Genomic DNA, 14,004 nt, shown 5'->3' on the forward strand with positions numbered 1-14,004 from the left:
CTCAAAAAAGCCATGTCGATCACTCCTTTGCCCCCTGCCTGATGCAGTCGGGGCGAGCCAATCACATGGGTCAATTCTCAATGAAAATTTCCGCTATACCCGGGTCAGTTCTCAGCGACATTCAACAAGCACATCTTCCTCCACGCATCATGACCGAGCCTTATCGGCGCGCCTTATACAAATGTATGATCGGAATAGCCTGCTCTCCGCAAGTTTCGAATAGCAAGGCAGGCCGGGCATCCTCTAGCTGGGGGAGAATTCTCTGGGAGAGCCAGCCATGACCGCCAAATCCGAAATGCTGAAGCTGCCGAACCTGCCGGTCTGGTTTCAGGAAACCCCGCGCCGCCCGGCATTGCAGCGCGACTCCGAATGCGATGTCGCCATCGTCGGCGCGGGCTATACCGGGCTCTGGACGGCTTATTATCTGCTGAAGGCGAAGCCCGACCTGAGCGTCACCATCGTCGAGGCCGAGCATGTCGGCTTCGGCGCTTCGGGGCGCAATGGAGGCTGGGCCTCGGCGATCTTCCCGATCTCGCTGCACCAGGTGGCGAAGTTTTCCAGCCACGCCGACGCGCTGCATCTGCAGGCGGCGATGAACGATACCGTGGATGAAATCGGCCGGGTGCTGGCCGCCGAGGGGGTCGAGGCCGACTTTGCCAAGCAGGGCCTGTTGTCGCTGGCGCGTTCGGATGCGCAACTCAGCCGGGTCGCGGGCGCGGTGCGAGACTCGGCCGAATTCGGACTGCCCGAGCAATGGCAGGCGCTGGACGCGCGGCAGGCGGCCGAAATGGTCGGCGCCCAGGGCGTCAAGGGCGGACTCTACACCCCGCATTGCGCGCTGATCCATCCCGGCAAGCTGGTGCGGGGCCTCGCCCGGCTGGTCGAGTCACTCGGCGCCACCATCCATGAAAACACTCCCGCAACCCGGATCGCGCCGCGCTACGTCACCACCCCGCATGGCCGGCTGACCGCCCCCATCGTGCTGCGCGCGACCGAGGCCTTCACCTGCCAGCAGGATGGCCAGAAGCGGACCGTGGTGCCGCTTTATTCGCTGGTCATGGCGACCGAGCCCTTGCCGGTCGAGGTGCAAAAGACCCTTGGCCTCGACCATCGCCGCGCCTTCAACGATCTGCGCCACCTGCGGGTCTATGCCCAGATGACGGCGGATGGCCGGCTGGTCTTCGGTGGGCGCGGCGCACCCTATCGTCTGGGCTCGAAGATGACCGGCGACTTGGTGGACAGTATCCATGCCAAGCTTTACGACACCATGCTGGAATTCTTTCCCGACCTGAAGGATGTCCGGATCTCCCATCGCTGGGGCGGCGCGCTTGGCGTCGCGCGGGATTTCTGTCCCTCGGTCGGGCTGGACGAAACCACCGGCATGGCCTGGGCCGGGCGCTATGTCGGCGACGGGGTGGCGACCAGCAACCTGGCCGGGCGGCTCTTGCGCAACCTGATCCTGAAACGGGGCGAAGCAATCAACCGCCTGCCCATCGTCAACCATCGCTCGCCGCTGTGGGAGCGCGAACCGCTGCGCTGGCTGGGCGTGAACTTCGGCCTGACCACCGCCGGCATCGGCGATGGCGAAGAACGCCTGACCGGCCGTCCTTCCCGTGTGGCGAAGGTGCTGGAAGCGCTGACCGGTGCGCATTGAAATCCCCCATGCAACAAGGAGAAGACCCATGACTTCTATGGTGATCGTGAAAGCCGCGGATATCGTCGGCGCGGCGCTGCCCGCTGCCGGCCAGCGCGCCGGCGCCGACAGCGGCGATCCGCAACTGGGCATGCAGATGCTGGCCCCCGAGGCCAAGGGCAGCACCGGCATCTGGGAATGCCAGCCGGGAGGCTGGCCGGTGGTGAACCGCCCCGACACCGAGTTCACCTATATCATCTCCGGCCAGGCAACCCTGACCGACGATGCCACCGGCACGGTCACCGGGATCGGCGCCGGCGACTTGGTCATCCTGCCTCCGGGCTGGACCGGCCGCTGGGACGTCATCGAGACCGTCAGGAAGATCTTTGCGATCTACTGATGCATGAAGCCGCCCGGCGTCGCATTCGAGACGTCGGGCAGCTATTCGACCCTGGTCTCTGACCTTCATCGAGCAGCCTCGCGGTTGAAGTCGTTCAGCCGTGTCCTGGCCAGGAAGCTGGCGGCGCACCCGGATGCCGAAAATCGCGCCATTCGGCTGCGCCTGACCGAGACCATCCGTGCGGAGGATGGCTCGCGCCACCCGCGCCGCGGGCATGTGCTCTAAGCGCAGCCAGGATCTGTTCGCGGCCGAACTCCGCAGATCGAGATCCTAGAGGCGCATGTGGCGATGAGCTGGCGCTTCCTGGGTGATCCGGACTGGCGGTCCAGGGCCGTGTCTGTCCCCATGACGGGCAATGGTGAGCCTGGAGGTGCCGGTTCCAGAGATCGGGCGGCCGCGCTTTGTTTCGCCCCAATACCGCCGGCGCGCGGCCGAGGCGCCTCGCGTCACCGGTGCCTTTGCCGGCGCCATCGAGGTGGACCTGAACGAAGTTCACATGGCCTGGGCCAGGATCGACCGGAACGGCAATCCCTGCCACAGCGACGGCAGGCGCATCCTGTTGCAGTTGCAATGCAAGAACAGCGGACGGCGTGAGCCGGCTCGTCTCCAGGCTGTCAAGGAGCCAAACCCTCCGACTGCCAATAAGAACAATTGCGTGGCACGGCATCACCGGACATATTCGATGAGTGATTCCGTCGATGGAGCAATGTGGTCCAGATGTCTTGTTTCAAGAGTTTGCTGGCGGTGCTTGCCCTGGCGCTGCCCTCGGTGGCATCAGCACAGTTCCATCCGGCTTTCCAGGTCGTCGATGGGCAGTTCTCAGAGATTCGCGACCTGATAGAGCTAGAGAATATCCCAAGTTCATTCTCTCAATATGGTGCAGGTATTTGCTATGCAGGTGTTGCTGCAAGCATATTGCAATATGCATATTGCGAGAGAGAAGGCTTGGATTGCAGGAGCCTTTCACCGGAGAACAGGATATCAATACTCGATATGAGCGGCTACCAACCACAATCCAATAGCGCGCCACCCAACAAAGCCGCATACTCCTCGCTATCCATGGATAGCGGTGGGAATCCTCACAATGCGGCCATTATTGCAATGAAGGTGGGATCGGTTGGCAATGAAGCCTGCGCCAGCCTTGAGAAATTTTTCAAGCCCATCATCGAGAAAAACCGTTCCGAACCGGTAATGAACTACTTGCTATCTACTCTGGCCTCCACATACCAAGATTATCAGGAAAATGTTTACATTAACCTGGATGACTCCTGCGATGAATGTATCGTCAAGGCTTCAGCGGGACATGCCGAGGGTATGTTTAATTTACTGAGCTCTTATTTTGACTCACATACAGATATTCTGGACGTGTTATGGTCACTAACCGAGGAGGATATCGGCCTATTTTACCGCGACGTCATGGCTCAAAATAATTGCTTCAGAAGCTCCGAAAAAGTTGATCTGACAGGCTTGTCGGCAAACTTTAAATACAACTTCTTCCCGGAGGTCGATATTTCTGAAATGCAAGATATCCGTGGCGAGACATGGAACGAGATAAGGGAAATATTAAGGAGTGGTTCACCGCTCGCCCATGCAACAGTTTGCCTGACGCAGGTTCCAGTTCGTGAATGTCCCACTGGTTCGCAGCACAATATTGCCATATTTGGTTCCGCAAATGCCTGCCGCCCCGGAACAGATGATTGCAGGAAGATTTTGAAGGTCTTAAATACCTGGGGTGATAGATGGCAAGAACATCACAATGGCGGGTGGATCGACTACGAGATACTCTCCGACTACACGATTCATGGCAAACATTTCCTCGGCTATCTCGCACAGATGCAATGAAGATCGACTGGTCTCATATCATGCCCAACCTGCTCCGTAATGGCAATCTGCTGATATCGACCTGGCTTCTCCTGGCCACCGCAGCGGGCTCGCGAACCGTCTCTGAGCAGATGGAGTGGAAACAGATCGAGGATCTGCGGGCCGGGACAGTCAGAGCCGAAGTGGCTACGGCGAAGCGTTCAGCCACAATGGAAATCCAATGCGCCCACGAAGGCGGTCTGGACGTAGTCCTCACACTTCTGCTTGTCTCCGGCATCGACCGCTATGGTGACCGGGATGACGCATTTCGCGACCGCCAGATCCTGCTCGATGGCGCGGATGCGATGTTACTCGCCGCGTTGGAACCGACAGATGAGCCTGATGCCTTCGTCATCCCGGTGCGGCAGGGAACACGCTTGATGGATTTCATGCGCGATGTCGCGCGCAGCCCAGGGGACCTGCGCGTAATCTACCATCATGACGCCTTCTGGTTCGATATCAGCTTCGGAACGAAAAGCATGAACTCCGCTTTCCGTGCGGTGCTGGATAGCTGTGCATGATCTACCCTAGCGTAAACGACCCTATCCTTCAGGGTTGGGACGTTCACCTTTGTTATGGACCGTCAGGAAAATGGTCCTGACGTTGGGAGTGTCCTGAATTCTGTGTATCTGGCCCGTTCCATGCGGTTTCAGACACTCAAGCGGCGTAGCGCTCGCCAAACATTATGGCGAACTGGTTGCGGGCCGCAAACCATTCCCGGACATTGCGGCCATCTTTCTCGAAGCTGCGGATCGCCAGGTAGATCAGCTTGGTGGCGGCATCATCGGTCGGGAACGAGCCTCGTGTCTTGATGGATTTGCGGATCACGCGGTTCAGGCTCTCGATGGCGTTGGTCGTATAAACCACCTTTCGGGTCGCCGGATCGAAGGCAAAGAACGGGATCACCTCCTGCCACGACCGCCGCCAGGCCGGGGCAATGGATGCGTATTTCGCGGCCCATTTTTCCTCGAAAGCATCAAGCGCGGCGGCGGCCATGTCGGCGGTTGCAGCCCTGTAGATCCGGTGCAGGTCGGCCGCCACCGCCTTGCGGTCCTTCCATGAGCAGAAGTTCAGGCTGTGGCGAACCAGATGCACGATGCAGGTCTGGACCATGGCCTCCGGAAAGGTGGCGGTGATCGCCTCGGGAAATCGACCCTGTTCTTAGCATCACAACGAAAGCCGCCTGATCATGCCCTCAGGCCATCCAGAAAATTACACCAGCTTGACGGACGTGACCTCTGGGACTTCCGACCTGTGACGCTGCCGGAGATCGAGCAGCGCGTCGCCAGCCTACGGAATTGGGTTGAAAACCCAAAGCGTCCGCGTGGGAAAACGAGATGGACGGGCCGCGGAGGTGATTGACCGAACTGGCGCCCTGTGTTGATATCGGACCATAATCAGTTATATGGACTCACCATGTGTTTTACCCGGCTTGCCATGTGCGTTGCCTTCCTGCTATCGTGCGAGGCGTCTGATGCCCTTGCGGAGTTGACCGAGTTCGAGAAAATCCTTGCCGGAAAGGTAAATGTTCCGACCCAACGGGACCTGCCAGACACGTTTCTCGTCCCGGAACCTTGGGCTTATGCTTTTGCGGAGCTTAGGCAGAAGAAACATGACATAAATCAGCCCACCATCTTCTGTCTGCTCGCTCCCGGACAAGCACTACACGGAAGCGAGAAGATTCGGGACGTTGCCGGTTTTCGGGTTCTTCCGGCGCCAACCTCAGAAAACCATGAATTCGGATCATGCGCCAACGGGTTAGGGCGGCTCGATCTGATAAAAAAGACCGATCTTACATTCAGATCCGCGATTCGACACATGGTAGGGTCAATATTTTCAAGGCATGTGACGGCATTTTCGATCGAGGGAGGTGAATTATGCATCAGCATTATCCCGCGTTCATTTGAGGCAAGGCTTTCAGATATCGTTTCCGGGTCGTTTATCGAGGATCCGATTCACGACATGACTCTCTTGCATGGGCAGAATACTGTGTTTCTGATCATGCTGGATCGCAGCAGGCGGCTGATGGAGAAAAATAGAAACCTCAATGTCCCTGACAATCTTGTCGTGAATATAGCCAGCGGGCTTGACGAATTTGGAGTTTCGCTGCATTGTAGTGATAATGGAAGAGAGTTTCATAGAGTTATTCCCGAACCGGTGCCGGATTATGGTATTGATTATCTGACCTCCAATGAGGCACATCTGCTTACCAACCTGATAATGATCATCAGTTGGCAGGGGCGGATGGCAAAGGAAGATCAATTTCCGGATACATATCCGCTCACAGAAGTTTCCAAGGATTGGTTCGAAAAATACTTTAGTTTCCGTTATCTTGGCGCAGGGACACGATACTCAGACAAGAAAGTTCCGCCCGGATACAATTCAGGCAAGACGTTGCGGCTTATCGCAGGAACAATGTCTAGGCAGATCTATGAGAACGGCACATTCGACCTGACAACGAACGGTCTTCTGCTTTCCAATTCGTCGCAATCAGGAGAACGGCATGAATTTCATGTCAGCATTGCAGATGAAGAAAGTATCCTGTGGAACGTTTTCTACAGTGGCGATATGCCGGAAAGTTTTCCTGTTGCGCATCTGCTGGCTGAAATCAGCGACGGCTATCAGTATCTTGCCTCTCTCGGATTGGCACAGGGCGCATATGCGAACAAGGTTCATATAACCGAGATTATCGGCGGAGACAGTTTCGTTATACGAGCCGAATGCAAACTGATGGACGTAGAGTTTGGTCGGGATCTCTTCGCCCCGGTGCGTCGATGCGTGCCCCATGGAGAAGTGATGATTTCTTTTCCGGGAGGAGATATCACAGCACTATTCGATGAGGGCAGATTGATTGCACCAGAGTTTCTTAGGGACAGGAGTGGCCAAAACCTAAGTTTTGACCCCGTGATCGGCAGGTGGTTTCATGCACGGTAAGTTCACGGGATTTCTGATCTGGGCAACACTTGCCTGGAGTTCTGCAGTGGCCGTTGCCGAAGACGCTCTGAGCCGCTCAGACAAGCTTCTGCTCGGCGTCGAAGTGGCTTCCACGCCCGAGGATCTCCCCCCTGTCATCCTGCTGCCCGATGCCTGGACGAAGAGCCTCGCAACCATTGCGGAGAAGACAGATGAGGACGGAGTCGAATACAGCACCTGCCTTTTAGGGCCCGGAGACTTTTCCACTGGAAAGCTATTGGACGGCACCAGCACTTTCATCGCCGACCGCAACAGGTTCAGATCTGAACTGTTGCATAGGGGAAACGAGTTCACCGTTTCGAGCAATTGTCATGGCATTACAAGGACTGCGCATACCCATCCGAATAATATCCCAGCCCTTTCCGCTGGAGATTTATTGCTGGCTGGAGGCAAAAGGACTATTATTCTAGCTGTGACGGCCAATCGAGCAGCATGCCTTGCAGTCTACACGGCGAAATTTGACGGGGTGATAGTAGAATTTTCCGACGGTATCGGCATTCGAGACTTGGGAAATCTTTCAATTGCGTCCTACTATAATCTAATTGAATCATATTTCATCGTGTCAGGTATATTTTCAGACGTAGATTTTTCAGGTGTGAATCTGGGGCCATACATTACGACCAATTCTACTCATCCGCGATTCTCCGATGGTGTCTTGAGAGCGGCCAAAGCTGGCAATGATGCTGGGCTTGGATATTATTGCAGTGCAGATCTTATAGAATTTCACAAGATGCCGAGCGTCAATCCGAGACATGTCGAAGATTCCTGGGCACGCAGAGCAGTCGACGTCGCGCTGTTCAGCCTTTCACGGTTTCTCTCAAGAGGAGGCATCGAGATCGATAATGGCTTCAAAAACTACGATGTTTCGGATGTTCTGGGGACCTTCCCGGAATTGCTTGATCTTGGTATTTCTTCCCACGAGACAGCTGCTGATCTGACGCCCTTCCATTTGCTGGGACTTGTCATTCTCGGGGGGCTCGAAACCACGTCCGGCGAAGTGATGGGTGGCGGTATCAATGTTGTTTTTACAGGGGAAACTGAGGGGTTGGAGCTTACATTCCGGGATGGCCTGGAGCAGGCATCCGGGGTGATTTTGAAGGGTAAATCTCTCGATGTATTTTCGGGCATCCGGGGAGGCAAGATATTGGCCCTTTGGGGGCGTGACCTGTTGAGGCTTTTTGTTGACCGAACAGATGAAGGATATTTAGCGCATTCGATTAACTATGAAAAACAAGTCATTTCAAGGGCTCCGTGTGAGTTTTTGGACACCCTCGTGGAATCGGCACAGGCCTGCAGAATGAATGGCAAAGGCGAAATGATCCTCCACGGCGGCAACACCCATGTGTCAGTAAATTTCGTGGACAACTTGGCCCAAGGCAAGGCCTTGCTCACCCAAGGTGGGGTTGCCTACGAGGCGGATTTCAAGGATGGTGAATACTTGGGTGTGACGAGGAGGATCTCACCACCTTGAGATATGTATCTGAGGCATTCAGATGCTCAGAACATGCCAACCTCCTAGCTGCGCTGGGGGGCGGGGAGATATTTAACTGCCCAACCGGCAGGTCTACATGTCATATTTTATGGCGAGACCATCATCTCGCTAACAGGCGCAGCTGTCATAACTACCGAATGAGTCCAAGCTCGTTTCTGGCGCCTAGGCGAATTTAATTCGAAGATAAAATTCATATCTCTATGCAGACTTTGTCATCAGCGCAGACAACCATTCGGCCGCGATAAACAATACTACGAAGTTCTTTACCCATTTTCCGAGATTCTTCCTGCATGGCGGCTAAGATTTCTTCTTTTGTTAGCTCTGTTTCAACACGGAGAAGTTCCAGCTCCGGCTCACCTTCAAGCTTTATAAGCTTATAAATTTTTACTTCCGACATGCGCGCGATCCTTTCAATGTGTCGGCCTCATTCACATATTCTACGTGGAGCTCTCTGCGGTCAATACACTATCCGCTGCTGGTCAATATCTATGAACCAGTGCAAGACACCGGGGTATTGTCAGGGATCCAGGCCATAATATTCCTAGGATCAGAATCCTAAAACGAACCGGATATTAGCCTTTTGTCAATGTGATCCTTACGTTTTCTGAACTCCTGCTCAGTGATCCTGCCGTTGTCTACGGTCAGGACTCACAACCAATAGATTACGGTCGCAGCCAGCGCGCTGTCAATCGGCCTGCAAAGCTACCTCCCCCTAGGGGGTCAAGATTGCATGTCGAAACAGAGATATAACAGAACAGAACTGAACAGGCTGAAGGATTACGCAAATCGGTTTCACCACGACTCGAATCCTGCTTGGCAGGTTGCCGCAATCAACGATGCTGAGTTGACTGACTTCGTGGAGCGAACCTTGTTATTTGCTTCCCGCAGGTAGGTTTCGTCGACGGACGCGCTGCGTCCTGCGGGGGCGTTGCTCACTCGTGAATCTGGCGGGTGAGCTGCACCGTCGTTGACGGCCCTGGGACCGTGGTCCTCCGCGGCTGCCTGTTTTGCGATATTTTTATCCGTTAAATTTTCGGAAAAAGTTGACTCATGTCGGAGCCTCGCATACACCTTCCCCTCAAGACGGAAGGAGACCGGCATGGCAAACTCGACCAATATGGCAGTCGCGCTCGCGACCATCTTCGGCCAGACCCTGACGAGCGTCGAGGGACTCAGCCGGGCCCTTAAACAGGCGGGTCTGCGAACCGATGGCGGCAAGGGTCGCGGGGCAAGCAACATGGTCGGACAGGATACGTTCAACCTGGCAATTGTTCTTGCCGCTGGTGTTGGCATGACCGCCGCTCCGGCCTTCGTCCGCAACGTCATCGACATGGAGCTGAAGAGCGGTGCTCTCCTGCAGGGAGAGCAGGTCTTATGGGCACCGGGAAATCAGCCGCCCCGAGGTTCCACGCTTGGCCTCATGAAGCAGGATCTGCTGCCCGGCGTTGAGGTCACCTCAACCCTCGGCGCGTTCATGGGCAACTGGATTGACGGCCTGTTCGATGCCACATTGCCCTGGAAGGAAGAGGGCGTTGCCCGCCTTGAAGTCGGGCTGAGCGGCCCGTGGGCCGATTTTGTTCTGGAATGGTCCGGCAATCGACTGGAACTCGGCTTTGCCGCGCAAGGGGCGGATCCGAGTGCCGAACCGGAGTGGGAGCGTCGGCTCATTCTGCGCGGAAATCTTTTCCGCAAGCTGGTGCAAATTGTTGAGGCCTGACCCACACAACCGCCCTTCGCGATCCCGAATTATTGCCTTCAGACAGTTGGTTCCGAACATGATCCCTCATATCGCCCTTGCGGCCTTCCGCCTGATACGCTGATCCCTCCGGATCGGGCGCAGGGTATCGCTCAGCCTGATGTCCCCACTGAACTGATCGCCGGCAAACGGCCTCGAATCGCCTGTCATCCAACAGGCCGTTCCAAGGCCGCCCGGACCATTCAGAGGGCCATCACCCCCGAGCTTTTCTGCGGCAGGCGAAATTCGGCAGTCAGGCCGATTGTTTTTCGCACGGCCGTTGCCCGATCCGGACCGGAGCGGAAGAACTGTCTGTCGCGGCTCCAGGAGGCCGGTCCACAAGACCTGCCCTCAGCGGGTGCCAAACGGGATGCGAAAAACGGAAACCTCTTTGATGGCGATATCAACCCGTTGATAAGACTTGTTTTCTTCCAATCCGGTGGACTGCAGGATATTGTCCCGCGCGACGGTCGCGCGGCTTTCGGAGGGATAAAACGATGAAGACCTGATGCCCCCAGATACGAAAACGCCGGAATGTTGGAGCATTCCGACGTGATCGTTTTCAGGAAGACCGAAGTCCACCAGCCTTGATACTGGTCCTTTAGCAGATTCAGCGGTCCGCCGCAAGGATCCGCCATGGGCGACGGTCTTCCTCACCATAGCAGGCCTCTTTCCTGACGCGGCTGACAGCCGGCCTTGTCCCGCCCGTGAATCCGGCGTGGCGGGGAACGGCGCCCTCATGCCCTGGAACCGGAAAGCGGCTGTGAGTGAACCGCGTCCCCCGCAGGGGACGCTCCGAACATCACGGTCATGAGGCACCACGGCTGATCCGAAGTCCGACAGGCCGGCAAGCTGTGCCTCTCATGCCCACCCCACATTCGCCGGAAGCGTCGCTTCCGGCAACGAGAGAGGTTTGCCCATGGCGAACAACACGACGAAGAAGGGCACCAAGGCTATGCGGCCGGCGGATCCGGGGTATTCCGGGCCGAACTATTTCGGGAACGGTCTCGATCTGCACCTGCCCTCGCGGGCGGAGCGGAAGATCGCGCGCTTCTCGAAAGGTCACTTCACTGGCCGGATCGTGACCGGCGACCCCAAGGGAAATGCGGCCGGGCAGCTGATGCTGGTGGAGAGCAACCTCGAATTCAAATGGTGCCTCGTCCTTCTTGCCCGCCCGGAAACGAAGGACCTGCGCGAACAGGCCGGGTTCGAGTGGTATGACATCAACGGGGAGATGCATACCCACTACTTCGACTTCCTCCTTACCGAGCGTAACGGGAAGCGGATCGCTTGCGCGGTCCGGCCCGCTGCCCGCACCCGTGGTCGCTTCGGCGCGACCATGCCGCGGATCGCATACCAGGCGCGGAAGCGCGGTTTTGCCCATGATGTCCGCCTGCTGACCGACGACGATCTGGATCCCGTCGCCCTGTTCAACGCGAAGCTGATGCACGGCATGCGGCAGTCGCAGCCGGAGGCGGACATCGCAGCAGAAAGGGTGATCTCGGAAATGACCGGCATCGCCGTGATCGAGGATCTGGTCCGGCGCATCGGTATGGGCGCGGACGGCTACCGGGCCGTGGTGCGGCTGATCCGCCGCCACCGCCTCCGTCTCCTCGACCATGTGCGTATCGGCTACCAGACCGCCGTATATGCCGCCCCCGGTTACAGGGCGTGATGACATGCAGCACATCACGTTTGAACCGAACCCTACCCATCGGCTGGCCCTCAGCACCTACGACCGCCTGACCATCGCCGGCATGTCGGTGCCGCTGCGCCCGATCAGCTGCAATGATCATGGTTGGGTCTTGGCCGAGACCGAAGGGAACGGCCTGCCTGAGGTCTATCCGCATATGCAGCTGGCCGGTCTCGACAGGGCAGGCCATATCCGGCACGAACGCGGATACTTTGACCAGAACCGGGCACGGGCGCGCTCGGGCAGGCCGTCCCGGGCGCTGATTTCCGCGCTCCCGCCAAAGCAACTCGCCGCTTTCCTGAAGAGCAGCGCCTATCTCGCGGCTTACGAGAAGCTCAGGTTGGAAGGGCTGATCAAGGCCAGCCAAGAGTCGTATACGGCGAATGAGGCCCTGCTTTTCGCCACGGCTTCGCGACTGGTTGACGAACTCAACCCCACGACCGGGGGCAGTCTCTCGAGGTCGGCGGATTTCCGCAAGGTTCCATCCTGGTCGACGCTGAAGCGATGGCAGAAGCGCGCTCGCCTCGGCGGCGAGGCCGCGCTGCCGGGGCGTTTTCACAAGCGCGGCAACCGAAACCGAAAGATGGATGGCGAGGCCATCGCCCTGATGGTCAGGACGATCCGGCGCGTTTGGCTCGACGAAAACCGCAAGGAGGCAAAGCAGGTCTGGGAAGCGGTCGGGCGCGCCTTCAAGGCCGCCAACGAACAGCGCAAGATGGACGGCCAGCTGCCGCTGGTGCCGCCTTCGCGGGAGACCGTGCGAAAGGAGATCGCGCTGATCGATCCTTTCGGCGCAACGCTCGCACGCATCGGCCTCGGTGCCGCCCGGACGAAGTTCAGGCCGGTAGGGGCTGGCATCGAGGTGACCCGGGCCGGTGAGCGGGTCGAAATCGACGAGATCTCCATCGACCTCTTCACCATTCCGGAGATGCGCATGTTCATCGACGGAATCCCTGCGGCGCTGCGCAAGCGGCTCGGCGTCGACAAAAAATCCATCCGATGGACCGTCACCGTGGCCATCGATGTCCGGACCCGCTGCATTCTGGGTATCGCGATCAGCCGGACACCCAATCACCGCGCGGCACGGCAAGTGCTGCAGATGACCATGGTGAACAAGGGCAGATGGGCCTGCGCTGCCGACGCCCATGATCCTTGGGACATGGCCTGTGTCCCCGAACTGATCGTCTCGGATGGCGGATCCGCCTTTATCGCGCCCGAGTTCAAGATGGCCTGCGCCGACCTCGGCACCGCCACCGAGATCGCTGTCGGAGGCCTGCCCGAGCTTCGAGCCTTCATCGAGAGAATCTTCGGAACACTCAACCTGCGCCTGCTTCCGCTGCTGAGCGGCCGGACCTTCGGTGATGTGGTTGAAAAGGGCGAGGCGGATCCACAGTCGCTCGCCGCCCTGACCTTCGACGATCTGGCCTTTTGCCTGACCAGATGGATCGCAGACGCCTATCACAACACGCCGCATTCGGGCCTGGGCGGCAAGACACCCCGGCAGGTTTGGCAGGAACTCGTGGCCCGGGACGGGGTTGCTCCGTCCCCTGACAACCAGCGCTGGCGGATGGTGTTCGGAGAACGCCTGATCCGCACGCTGGACAAACGCGGCATCATGGTTCTGGGGGTGCGCTATCACTGCGAGGCGCTGGCGCTTTGGATGACCCGCAAAGGGGAACAAAAGCTGCATGTGCGCTGGCATCCCCGCGATCTCGGAGGCATCGAGGTCTACATCGGAGACCAATGGATCACCGTGCCCGCCGTGAAGAGCGGCTTCGAGACCTGGGACGCACTGGTCGGTAAAAGCGCCAATATCTGGCTGGATGCCATTCGCAACCTCCGCACCGCCCATCCGGACCGCAAGACCCTCTACTTCGACATGATCGACGAGGCGATGCGGGCGATCGAGGAGCGCAACGCGCAGGCCCGGTGCCTGGCCGACCTTTTCGTCGACGAATGGACCGAGGAACGTATCGAACAGGCGCGGCAACGGCTCCTCATCGGCTTCAGCACCTCCGCCCGTCCGCAGCCTGGAGTGCCGACCACCGATGGCCCGGGCCGTTCGATCCCTGCACCTGACGACGACGAGGATGAACGGCTGCCGATCCCGCGCACCGCCGAGAAGCCTGCCCGGCGCAAGCTCGACATGTCCGGCCGCACCGCCTCCGGCCCAAGCGGCGAAGTTTCTTCTGACAAAAACTGGAGCATCGAGGAATGA

Annotated in this window: 13 protein-coding genes and 1 pseudogene; 11 read left to right on the top strand and 3 right to left on the bottom strand. The window is 58.0% G+C overall.

The genetic code is table 11. The features are described from left to right. The 6 genes from IT40_RS29700 to IT40_RS20340 form a co-directional block, all read left to right on the top strand. Window positions 1-281, top strand: a 281-nt coding sequence (locus IT40_RS29700; protein ID WP_208855408.1) for a hypothetical protein, incomplete at its 5' end; no start/stop codon positions are given. After that, complete coding sequence (locus tag IT40_RS20325) at window positions 278-1,654, top strand: NAD(P)/FAD-dependent oxidoreductase (RefSeq protein WP_036759153.1); 1,377 nt, start codon at window positions 278-280, stop codon at window positions 1,652-1,654. The genes IT40_RS29700 and IT40_RS20325, both read left to right, overlap by 4 nt. A 28-nt stretch (window positions 1,655-1,682) precedes the next feature. Then, on the top strand, window positions 1,683-2,033 hold the full coding sequence (locus IT40_RS20330; protein WP_036759156.1) for a cupin domain-containing protein: 351 nt from the start codon (window positions 1,683-1,685) through the stop codon (window positions 2,031-2,033). Window positions 2,034-2,036: 3 nt separating this feature from the next. Continuing rightward, entirely contained in the window at window positions 2,037-2,258 is a 222-nt protein-coding gene (locus IT40_RS20335; protein ID WP_036759158.1) for a hypothetical protein, read from the top strand. Window positions 2,259-2,750: 492 nt separating this feature from the next. Beyond that, window positions 2,751-3,875, top strand: coding sequence for a hypothetical protein (locus IT40_RS28835; RefSeq protein ID WP_147307276.1), 1,125 nt, complete (start codon window positions 2,751-2,753; stop codon window positions 3,873-3,875). Then, window positions 3,872-4,414, top strand: coding sequence for a hypothetical protein (locus IT40_RS20340; protein ID WP_036759160.1), 543 nt, complete (start codon window positions 3,872-3,874; stop codon window positions 4,412-4,414). Before IT40_RS28835 ends, IT40_RS20340 begins: the two co-directional genes overlap by 4 nt. 136 nt (window positions 4,415-4,550) lie before the next feature. Here the strand turns inward: IT40_RS20340 and IT40_RS20345 are convergent. Continuing rightward, a pseudogene (locus IT40_RS20345) lies at window positions 4,551-5,039 on the bottom strand (transposase); the annotation flags it as partial. Between the two features lie 342 nt (window positions 5,040-5,381). Here IT40_RS20345 and IT40_RS28840 point away from each other — a divergent pair. Next, complete coding sequence (locus IT40_RS28840; RefSeq protein ID WP_157034090.1) at window positions 5,382-6,827, top strand: hypothetical protein; 1,446 nt, start codon at window positions 5,382-5,384, stop codon at window positions 6,825-6,827. After that, window positions 6,817-8,337, top strand: a complete 1,521-nt coding sequence (locus IT40_RS28845) for a hypothetical protein (RefSeq protein ID WP_147307274.1) — start codon at window positions 6,817-6,819, stop codon at window positions 8,335-8,337. The genes IT40_RS28840 and IT40_RS28845 overlap by 11 nt, the downstream gene beginning before the upstream one ends. 211 nt (window positions 8,338-8,548) lie before the next feature. Here the strand turns inward: IT40_RS28845 and IT40_RS28850 are convergent, their stop codons facing one another. Next, window positions 8,549-8,755, bottom strand: coding sequence for a hypothetical protein (locus tag IT40_RS28850; protein ID WP_147307273.1), 207 nt, complete (start codon window positions 8,753-8,755; stop codon window positions 8,549-8,551). 702 nt (window positions 8,756-9,457) lie between these two features. On the opposite strand from IT40_RS28850, the gene IT40_RS30210 reads away from it, so the two are divergent. Then, the gene (locus IT40_RS30210) at window positions 9,458-10,075 is read left to right on the top strand and encodes a hypothetical protein (protein ID WP_243700175.1); all 618 of its coding nucleotides are present in this window, start codon (window positions 9,458-9,460) and stop codon (window positions 10,073-10,075) included. Between the two features lie 369 nt (window positions 10,076-10,444). Here the strand turns inward: IT40_RS30210 and IT40_RS28860 are convergent, their stop codons facing one another. Further along, on the bottom strand, window positions 10,445-10,753 hold the full coding sequence (locus IT40_RS28860; protein WP_147307272.1) for a hypothetical protein: 309 nt from the start codon (window positions 10,751-10,753) through the stop codon (window positions 10,445-10,447). Between the two features lie 259 nt (window positions 10,754-11,012). On the opposite strand from IT40_RS28860, the gene IT40_RS20360 reads away from it, so the two are divergent. Continuing rightward, complete coding sequence (locus IT40_RS20360) at window positions 11,013-11,768, top strand: hypothetical protein (protein WP_052096181.1); 756 nt, start codon at window positions 11,013-11,015, stop codon at window positions 11,766-11,768. A 4-nt stretch (window positions 11,769-11,772) separates the two neighbouring features. Then, window positions 11,773-14,004: a Mu transposase C-terminal domain-containing protein gene (locus IT40_RS20365; RefSeq protein ID WP_052096182.1), complete on the top strand. Its 2,232-nt coding sequence runs from the start codon at window positions 11,773-11,775 to the stop codon at window positions 14,002-14,004.

It is taken from the genome of Paracoccus versutus, assembly GCF_000763885.1.
In the GTDB taxonomy this organism is placed as follows: Bacteria; Pseudomonadota; Alphaproteobacteria; order Rhodobacterales; family Rhodobacteraceae; genus Paracoccus; species Paracoccus versutus.